We start from the raw sequence: 9,325 nt of genomic DNA, 5'->3' as shown, positions 1-9,325 counted from the left end.
CTGAAGGAGACTGTCTCTACAGTGGTTTTGTAGGTTGGATACATACTCAAGCCTTATATCAAACCCTTGGAACTATAGCAAAGGGAACAGGGAGTAGGCAGTAGGCAGTAGGCAGTAGACAGTAGGCAGTAGGGAATAGGGCATCAAAAATTATCACAATTCCTACACGAATTAGTATTGTTAGTTTAAACTTGTTACTCAAAAAAATAATTAAAAAATTAATAATAAATCAAGATTTACCTGGAATAATACCTTGCCAATAGTGATAGTTAAGATAAGCAGAAAAAAATCATATTACACTGGATAGTATAGGAATAAACAAACCTCAAATATCAACTAGTTTGGGGATTTTTGGTTTACGGTAATCGGTAACTACACGAATCCTAAATGAATTGTGAGAATTTTTGTTCCCTTTTCCCTACTCCCGTCTTGATGCAGTCGCTCATGGGGGAAACCACGGCAATAGCGAGTGGGGGGGACCACGGCAATAGCGAGTGGGGGAAACCCCCAAGACCGCGCTGCCTCCCCAAGACCGCGCTGCCTCCCCAAGACCGCGCTGCATCGCTACTCCCTACTCCCTGTTCCCTGTTCCCTGTTCCCTTTGGTATACAAATTACCAATTACCAATTACCAATTAGACAATGAAGAACTAAGCGATCGCAAATTTCACCTGGTTACCGAAAAAATTGGGTAATCGCGCCCCGTCCTTATAGGACGGCTTTCTTTTTAAGCTAAAACTTGACAGTTTTCACAGAGCGTGTTATTTTATAATAAAAATTAAACTAAAAAAATAGATAAATACTATCTAATCAATAAGTAGGCAACGTAAAAAATATGTAAGAGATACATATTGCGTAATTTGGTCTAGCGATGCAGCGCGGTCTTGGGGGTTTCCCCCATGAGCGACTGCATCAAGACAACGACTTAAACGTCTATGAAAAAAATTAGATTAAAAAAGTATCTATCTATATATAAAGAAAGGTACGGTGGGGCACACCGAAACCTGGATCATAGATCTAAACTCTTAGGTCGAATTGTCCTCTACTTTTTTTGGTTCCGACCTGCTATACGCAAGACAGCTCGTTGAAGTAAGAATCCCCGTCCTTTTAGGACGGGGAGTGTCAAATGACCACCTCCCTACCTCAATCTGGATATACCTTACCGGTATTCGCCTGTGCCTCAGCAATAGCCGCCCTCCATCAGTTACGCAACGACCAACCCGTGGAAACGGTGTCAGTGGACTTAATTAACCCTCCTGAAACCGTAGACATTCCCATTGAGCAAGTGGCTAGGATTCGAGAAGGGTTAGCGCTAGCTATCACTCACTCTAACCCTGGTGATAACCTTGACCTTACCCGTAATACCCCGATTTGGGCAGTTGTAGAATGGGGTTCCTCGGAGCAAACTAAATCGATACAGTTATTGGGAGGCGAAGGAATTGGACGACAAATCAATGCCGGAGGCAAACCAGCCATCTATGCTTACGCCGAGAAACTATTGCACCATAACTTGAGTTCTCTGCTAGCACCCTCAGAGAAAATTCAGGTGACGATTATCTTGCCGGAAGGGCGGAAGTTGGCACAGCGTACTTCTAATTCTGCCTTTGGTGTAGTAGAAGGACTTTCTCTACTAGGAACGACTGGCATTTCCCAGCCTCTGAGTGCTCCTGGTCAATTAGCTGCTTACCAGGAAGAATTAAAAGCAAAAGCCAGCAAATTGCTAAAAGAGCAAGCCTCCTCACATTCCACAACACTAGTGTTTTGTGTGGGAGAAAATGGCTTAGATTTGGCGCGAGGCTTGGGGATTAATCCCGAGCGGCTGGTTAAAACAGCTAATTGGCTTGGACCATTGTTGGTAGCAGCTGGATACTGCCAGGTGCCAGAAATTTTGTTATTTGGCTATCATGGGAAGTTAATTAAACTGGCTGGAGGAATTTTTCACACTCACCACCACCTAGCTGATGGACGACTGGAAATTCTCACTGCTCACTGTGCGCAGTTAGGAGTACCAACCCCACTGATCAGGCAAGTATTTGGCAGTCAAACCACTGAAGCTGCTCTCCATTGTCTGCGTCAATGGGATCAGACTCATGGCACTGATTGGGTAAATCAGGTTTATCATGCGATCGCATTGACCATTGACCAACGCTGCTTTGACTACATCCGCAAACACAGTGAGCAGCATATCCAGATTGGCTCCGTATTATTCGATCGCGATCGCCAAATTATCGTTACCAGTCCCACAGGTTGCACATTATTTTCAAATTTGTGATAAATTTTTATAAATCTTCATACATTGGCGGGCGGATCTTGTAGCCGAACCCAATGTATGATAAATTAACCTGATTATCAGCTGAAACTTCGGATTTCAGGACATATAAACTGAAACCCTGAAAAATCTCCTGACTAGAAGTCACGAGAGTGTCAACAGACATACCACTGCCAGGCAGGTCTATGAAGTGCGTGTGGGAGTGGAAACTGACATAACCGTAAACAGATAGAGTTCTGTATCGTCGATGAGAGTCTACGACTCAGACTAACTGGTTAATGCCAGCGCTACCATCCACATCAAAGTGTTGGGGCGTTGAAGGATTAATTTACGGAAACCATCAGCTTTCAACCTATCTGTTCATAGGAATCAATTTATGCTGCCCAGAAGCACACCTAGGCAGCGACCTGTTCGTACATTCACACAACTAAACATGACGAACACAGCAGTAACCCTAAGGACCAACAAACTATCTTACCAGAAAGAGGCATTGCCTGTAGCCTCTCTAGGAGAGCAGTTGAATCGCCAGATGATTGTGATTCTGGACTTCGGCTCTCAATACTCGGAACTGATTGCTCGTCGCATTCGCGAGACTAACGTTTACTCCGAGGTACTATCCTATCAGACCACAGCTGAACAGCTACAGCAGCTTCATCCCCAGGGCATCATTCTCTCTGGAGGGCCCAATTCCGTCTATGACGATGGAGCCCCCCTATGTGACCCAGAAATTTGGAATCTCGGTATACCCGTGCTAGGGGTTTGCTATGGGATGCAGTTGATGGTGCAACAACTAGGTGGAACAGTCACCAGGGCAAAAAAAGCTGAGTATGGCAAAGCCGCCTTACTAATTGATCACCCCACTGACTTACTGAGCAATGTGCGAGACCACTCAACCATGTGGATGAGCCACGGAGATTCCTGTGTGACTTTGCCAGATGGCTTTGAAGTCCTTGCCCATACTCAGAATACCCCTTGTGCCACCATTGCTAACTATCAGAAAAAACTTTATGGCGTGCAATTCCATCCAGAGGTTGTGCATTCAACCGATGGTCTTGCCCTAATCCGTAACTTTGTTTACAACATCTGCGAGTGTGAACCCACGTGGACCACTGCTGCTTTTATCGAGGAAGCGATTCGAGAAGTGCGTGCCAAGGTAGGGGACAAACGGGTTCTGCTGGCTCTGTCTGGTGGAGTAGATTCGTCTACCCTTGCTTTCTTACTCCATCGCGCCATTGGGGATAAACTAACTTGTATGTTTATTGACCAAGGCTTCATGCGCAAAGGCGAGCCAGAGCAGTTGGTGAAGCTATTTGAGGAAGAATTTTCTATTCAAGTAGAGTATGTAAACGCTCGCGATCGCTTTTTGGATCGCCTTGCTGGTGTCACTGACCCAGAAGAAAAGCGTCGCCGCATCGGTCACGAATTCATTCGCGTCTTTGAAGAAGAATCCCAGCGTCTTGGTCCATTTGATTATTTAGCTCAGGGTACCCTCTATCCCGATGTGATTGAATCAGCCCATACCAACGTTGATCCCAAAACCGGTGAGCGGGTAGCTGTGAAAATCAAGAGCCATCACAATGTCGGAGGCTTACCAAAAAACCTGCGCTTCAAGCTGGTAGAACCATTACGCAAGCTATTTAAAGACGAAGTGCGCCAACTCGGTCGTGACCTCCGCTTGCCAGAAGCGATTGTGCGCCGACATCCCTTCCCCGGACCAGGGTTGGCGATTCGCATCATTGGTGAAGTGACCCCAGAACGGTTGAATATTCTGCGAGATGCTGATTTCATCGTTCGAGATGAAATTCGCCGACAGGGAATGTATAACGACTTTTGGCAAGCCTTTGCCGTGCTGCTCCCAATACGCAGTGTCGGAGTAATGGGGGACAAGCGCACTTACGCTCATCCGATTGTATTGCGGTTTGTTTCCAGTGAAGATGGTATGACCGCTGACTGGTCACGAGTACCTTATGACTTACTTGAAACTATTTCCAACCGGATTGTTAATGAAGTCAAGGGAGTTAATCGGGTAGTGTATGATATTACCTCTAAACCTCCTGGAACCATAGAGTGGGAATAGTTTCTTCAAAGCGTGATTAGTGATTAGTGATTAGCCATTGTTAATTGGTCAGATGACTTAAGCATTCAGCCGTCAGCGCTCAGCCAAAGGCTGATAGCTGATAGCTGATAGCTGATAGCTGAACGCGCACGCGTGTGCGTAGCGCATATGCTTACCAGATGACTAATCAGTGACATACTCCCACACTGAATCAAAGATTACAGTGTGGGCTTCTGTGCGGCTCGTTCTAAGTAGGAGCCTCCTGAAACAGGAGGGGTATGACTTAGGGGTGCGTGAGAATTAACTCACAAGTCCAACTATCTGTTTTGGATGGAGGTGAAAACCCTACCCCATGGGAAGACATGTGACTCCTTACCTTGGCCACATCGAGATAGACGGCATTCTATCAGAATGAAGCTGGCATCAGGGCGGAATCAGACACGAATTAGATGCGTGACACTGCCGCTAAAAGGGAGACGACATGGGTAGATTAACAAAAGTCCTAAAAAAGTGTCTAACACGCAAGCCGCAATCTAACTAGTATATGCGAGACTTGATTCCTTATATTCTCACGGAGCTATAGCAGCGGTATCCGTAATCTTCGAGGAGGGAATAGGCAAAATGGACTGCCCTAAATCGTCAGAACAATCTAACAGATGGAACGAGTAAAAACGACAGCAAATATGGGTCTGTAGGCCGGTCGAACCTACGGTAAGTTATGCCAAACTCAATCCCCACTGTCGGGTAAGATGTGCTCTTAAAAACTGAGCACGGGTATCCAGAAAATACAAACCTTAGGAGAGTATAGGTAGACGCATGTGTAAATATAGCGACCTCTGGAAGAGTCAAAAGTGGAAAAAACTTCGCTTAGACCTTTTCCGCCTACAGAAGAGAGTATTCAAAGCGGTTCGAGCTGGTGACCTCAAAAAAGCTAGGTCTCTACAAAAACTGATTCTGAAATCCCGTTCAGCACAGCTTTTAGCAGTCCGGCAAGTGACACAGCTCAATAAAGGCAAGAAAACGGCGGGAATTGATGGAAAGTCAAGCCTCAATTACCGGGAACGCATGGAATTGGTGGAGACATTGAAACACTATGGCCACGACTGGAAACATAGCGGATTACGTGAAATCCCAATCCCTAAAAAGAATGGGAAAGTAAGAATGTTAAAGATACCAACCATAGCCGACAGAGCATGGCAGTGTTTAGTGAAATTAGCCCTAGAACCAGCCCATGAGGCGACTTTCAGCAAGAATAGTTACGGGTTCAGAACGGGCAGGTGTGCCCAGGACGTCCAAAAAAGACTATTCGACAATCTGAAATCTACCTGCAATGGACTGATTAAGAGCGTCATAGAATTAGACATCGAAAAATGCTTTGACCGTATCTCCCACACCTGTATTATGGAAAGGCTTATAGCACCGGCAAAAATTAAGACGGGAATATTCAGATGCCTAAAGGCAGGGGTCTCCGTCGAGTTTCCAGAACAAGGAACCCCACAAGGGGGAGTGGTAAGCCCATTACTAGCAAATGTGGCACTAAACGGAATAGAGGATATACACACAAGTCTAAGGTACGCCGACGATATGGTGTTCATCCTAAAGCCCATTGATGATGCTGACAAAATCCTCGGAAAGGTATCTGCCTTTCTAGCAGAAAGGGGAATGAAAGTCAGTCAAGAAAAGACCAAAGTAACTAGAGCGACAGATGGATTTGACTTCCTGGGCTGGCATGTTCGAGTCCAGAAAAACGGAAAATTCCGATGTATTCCCTCAGAGGAAAATCATAGGAACATACGAAAGAAGATTAAAACCATCGTAAACAGCTCGAATTATGGTGCAAGAGTAAAAGCCAAGAAGCTAGCCCCCATTGTGCGCGGATGGCGTAACTATCACTCAAGCTGCTACATGGGCAGCAGTAGGGATTCCCTATGGTTCATGAACAAAACAGCAAATCGAAAGTTCAGGAAGGAGAAGAAGATAAACCGATGGGAAGCAAATGAACTATGTAAAAAGGCATTCCCTAAAGTAGGATACACACAAAATCAGCACAAGAATGTAAAAGGGGCTAAGTCACCCTATGACGGTGACTTAGTTTATTGGAGTAAACGTAACTCACGTCTATACTCCGATGCTACCTCGGACCCATTGAAAAAGCAAAACCATTCCTGTGGACACTGTGGATTAAGGTTCATAGAAGACGAGGATGTACAGCTTCATCACATTGATGGAGACCACGGCAACTGGTCAAGAAAGAACCTATTAGCAGTTCATCGTAGCTGCCATCAACAGATACATTGGAGCATTCCGAAAGGAAAGGATATCTAGGAGCCGTGTGAGGCGAAAGTTTCACGCACGGTTCTGAATCGGAGGTGCCCCGGATAATACCGGGCATCGACCCTAATTACCAACTCCACCCAACGGTTCGGATACTCGGTAAGCTTTATTAACGACACGGGATGCCCCTCCGCGCCGGAACAATACAAAAATTCGATTTTTTCGCTAGTTAAATAGCTGACTTGCCCAGCATTTAAGGCCTTTGGCCACGCTTCGCGAACGGCTTTGTTTATCAGTACATATATTATAGCAATTCCATACATACTCTGTGCAAAATTCATCCCACACCTATGCTGCGCATTAGGTGTGGGGCTTCTTTTGCCGGACAGCTAAACAATATAAAACCGAAGTTTCCAGTTTAGTGAAACTTCGGTTGATACACTATGGCAAAAGCAATATTAAATAATTTTCAAATCTTCTTACTCCGTTTGGTTTGTGTCAACAACCCCAGTCCTACCAAACCAAGACCGATAACACTGGTAGGTTCTGGCACGGACTGGTACTCGTAGGTCAATGTAACTTCCCCTCCTACCTGTGTCTGGAACCCAGAAAGCAAATTGCCCGCACCCGTTACTGTGGAAGTACCAAGGGCTGTGAATATCAAGTCCTGGTCTCCAGATCCTAAAAAGTAACTCAACTCAGAGTCCCCAGACATAAACGTATTACTTGTGCTATCCGAAGCAGTACGCTCAGGCAATGTGACTCCAGAAGATCCTGCGAAATCACGTACACCGTCATAGCTATCGAGACTAACCTGTTCTGAAACTAGGGGCTTCACTTCAACTAGGGTAATATCAGGTTCACTCAAGATTAAGGCAATTTCAGATGCCAGATCCAAGGTTACTGTACTCGGAGCGCCTTCCTGGCTTTCCGCACGGGCATTTCCCTTGACAAATCCGATCAGGTCAATCGTGACACTTTCGAGAGTCCCCAAAGCCTCATCGAATTTGGGGAGAATGAAAGATTTATCAACAGTTGTCGGTCGCCATTCAATGGTCTGAGTATGGGTGATACTAGCTGCATTAGCTGCACCAGTAGTCGCCAGCATACCAACCAAAGTAGTCGCAGTAGTTGCTAGAAATACGTTCAGACGGGAATAGGTCTTTGCTATGGATTGAGTCATGGTACTAACGAGTGATTAAGGTCTTCTGGTCATATCTCCGTAAAAGTCACTCCAACTTCGCATTTAGGTGGAGAGCTAATTTGTGTCTCTTTGAGCTAAGCAACTCTAGCGATGGCATAAATTGCCTGATTTCCGACAAAAATCCTAAAATTTAGGAATTACCACCAGTTTTACGGGTTTGTCAGTATAGATGCGGTTAAGCGGTTAAGTAGTAGAATAAAATTAAAGTAAACTGTTAAGAAAAGGGAACTTCGGACAAGGCAACACGAAACAGAGAGGGATTCAATGCCTTGACAATTGTTGACAACGTTAACTTTATTTATTTTCAGGTACTTAGCACTGGGACTGGGTTGAGCTTGCAAAACCAGCTCAACAAACTTCTAAAAGCTGACCATAATAGTGATGCAATTGGAAGAGCAAACTGTGGTTTTATGGGATAGCCATAGGGTTTTTCATGGTGGTTCAATCAGTCAATTACAATTTTTTTTGGCTATAAACTAATCCTAGGAACCTCGTGTTTTTCATCAGGTTTAAATTCAGCTTAAAATGTATTTTTAATGTATATTTTTTGTATAAATACTTTTTGTACAAAATCCGTATTTATAATCCCTTTATTTTTAGGGCTATAACTTTAAATCTTATTCATAAAGTAAACCTTAAGCTCACACGCATTTAAATTGGGATTTTTGAAGCCTAGACCTCTTACAGCAAGGCTTGTGAGCCATCAAAATAAATGCTTAACAGCTTATCCCAATTTGATTTATTCGAGCTACAGATGGTGAGGAGGTTACAGGTTACAGGTTACAGGTTATAGGTTACAGGTTACAGGTTACAGGTTACAGGTTACAGGTTACAGGTTACAGGTTACAGGTTACAGGTTACAGGTTACAGGTTACAGGTTACAGGTTACAGGTTACAGGTTACAGGTTGTCGGTTGCCGGTTATCCCTTACAGGTTGCCGGTTATAGGTTATAGGTTACAGGTTGCCGGTTATAGGTTATAGGTTACAGGTTATATCAAATCTGATAGCATCGGAATTGTTTACAACTTGCATTTGTCTCAATTAACTCTCTTCCCATCCGCCCATCTCTCCATCAATGTTTACAATTAATATGTAAACCGAAACGCTATTACCAGGTTACTAGGTTGCTAGGTTAAAAGTTATCTTCTGAATCTTGGCCTTAAGGCCGTAGGCCAAGCTGCGCGAACGGCCACGGTACGCGAACAAGCAAATAAGCTTCAACCTGGAATTTATACCTGGTGTGTTCATGTTCAAGTATGGGTCAATAGTTAACTGATTATTTTTTATTTATAGGAATTTGTAGATAAGTTAATTATTAAAATGGGGTGAAAAAGATAAAGTCCACTTCTTAATTGGCAAGAATAAATAAATTAGTTTAGATGCCAACTGCTCTATTCCCAGATCCGCTGGGGAGCAGGTCTTGCAATGCTTAAACATTAGTACTATTTTCCAGTAGAGCAAGCAATTACCCATGAGGGGGCTATAGATAATGTACAAATATTCATCCAGGACTAGCTCCCCT

The 9,325-nt window shown here is 44.3% G+C and carries 6 protein-coding genes; 4 read left to right on the top strand and 2 right to left on the bottom strand.

Annotated features, from left to right (window positions below; genetic code table 11):
• Window positions 1-444 precede the first annotated feature (444 nt).
• The 4 genes from F6J99_RS35855 (at window position 445) to F6J99_RS35840 (ending at window position 6,649) form a co-directional block, all read left to right on the top strand.
• The gene (locus tag F6J99_RS35855; RefSeq protein ID WP_293120344.1) at window positions 445-645 is read left to right on the top strand and encodes a hypothetical protein; all 201 of its coding nucleotides are present in this window, start codon (window positions 445-447) and stop codon (window positions 643-645) included.
• A 480-nt stretch (window positions 646-1,125) separates the two neighbouring features.
• Window positions 1,126-2,271, top strand: coding sequence for a cobalt-precorrin-5B (C(1))-methyltransferase CbiD (gene cbiD, locus F6J99_RS35850; protein WP_293120342.1), 1,146 nt, complete (start codon window positions 1,126-1,128; stop codon window positions 2,269-2,271).
• A 430-nt stretch (window positions 2,272-2,701) separates the two neighbouring features.
• Window positions 2,702-4,345 (top strand): glutamine-hydrolyzing GMP synthase, encoded by a 1,644-nt coding sequence (gene guaA / locus F6J99_RS35845; RefSeq protein ID WP_365974953.1) that lies wholly within the window; start codon window positions 2,702-2,704, stop codon window positions 4,343-4,345.
• A 795-nt stretch (window positions 4,346-5,140) separates the two neighbouring features.
• Complete coding sequence (locus tag F6J99_RS35840; RefSeq protein ID WP_293120340.1) at window positions 5,141-6,649, top strand: reverse transcriptase domain-containing protein; 1,509 nt, start codon at window positions 5,141-5,143, stop codon at window positions 6,647-6,649.
• 418 nt (window positions 6,650-7,067) lie between these two features.
• On the opposite strand, the gene F6J99_RS35835 is transcribed toward F6J99_RS35840, so the two are convergent.
• Together F6J99_RS35835 and F6J99_RS35830 are read right to left on the bottom strand one after the other, a co-directional pair.
• Window positions 7,068-7,781 carry a choice-of-anchor E domain-containing protein gene (locus F6J99_RS35835; RefSeq protein WP_293120338.1) on the bottom strand — a complete coding sequence of 238 codons (714 nt, stop codon included), beginning with the start codon at window positions 7,779-7,781 and terminating at the stop codon, window positions 7,068-7,070.
• Window positions 7,782-9,111: 1,330 nt separating this feature from the next.
• The coding region (locus F6J99_RS35830; RefSeq protein WP_293120336.1) for a hypothetical protein at window positions 9,112-9,325 on the bottom strand (214 nt) is incomplete at its 5' end.

Source organism: Moorena sp. SIO4G3, from assembly GCF_010692305.1.
Classification (GTDB): domain Bacteria; phylum Cyanobacteriota; class Cyanobacteriia; order Cyanobacteriales; family Coleofasciculaceae; genus Moorena; species Moorena producens_A.
Note: the sequence above shows the minus strand (reverse complement) of the source record. Positions and strands in the feature narration are given on the sequence as shown.

What these genes read in the sequence shown, in the direction of transcription:
- F6J99_RS35835 (WP_293120338.1), bottom strand. Translation starts at nt 7,781, where the DNA reads ATGACTCAATCCATAGCAAAGACCTATTCCCGTCTGAACGTATTTCTA.
- F6J99_RS35855 (WP_293120344.1), top strand. Translation starts at nt 445, where the DNA reads ATGGGGGAAACCACGGCAATAGCGAGTGGGGGGGACCACGGCAATAGC.
- F6J99_RS35840 (WP_293120340.1), top strand. Translation starts at nt 5,141, where the DNA reads ATGTGTAAATATAGCGACCTCTGGAAGAGTCAAAAGTGGAAAAAACTT.
- cbiD (WP_293120342.1), top strand. Translation starts at nt 1,126, where the DNA reads ATGACCACCTCCCTACCTCAATCTGGATATACCTTACCGGTATTCGCC.
- guaA (WP_365974953.1), top strand. Translation starts at nt 2,702, where the DNA reads ATGACGAACACAGCAGTAACCCTAAGGACCAACAAACTATCTTACCAG.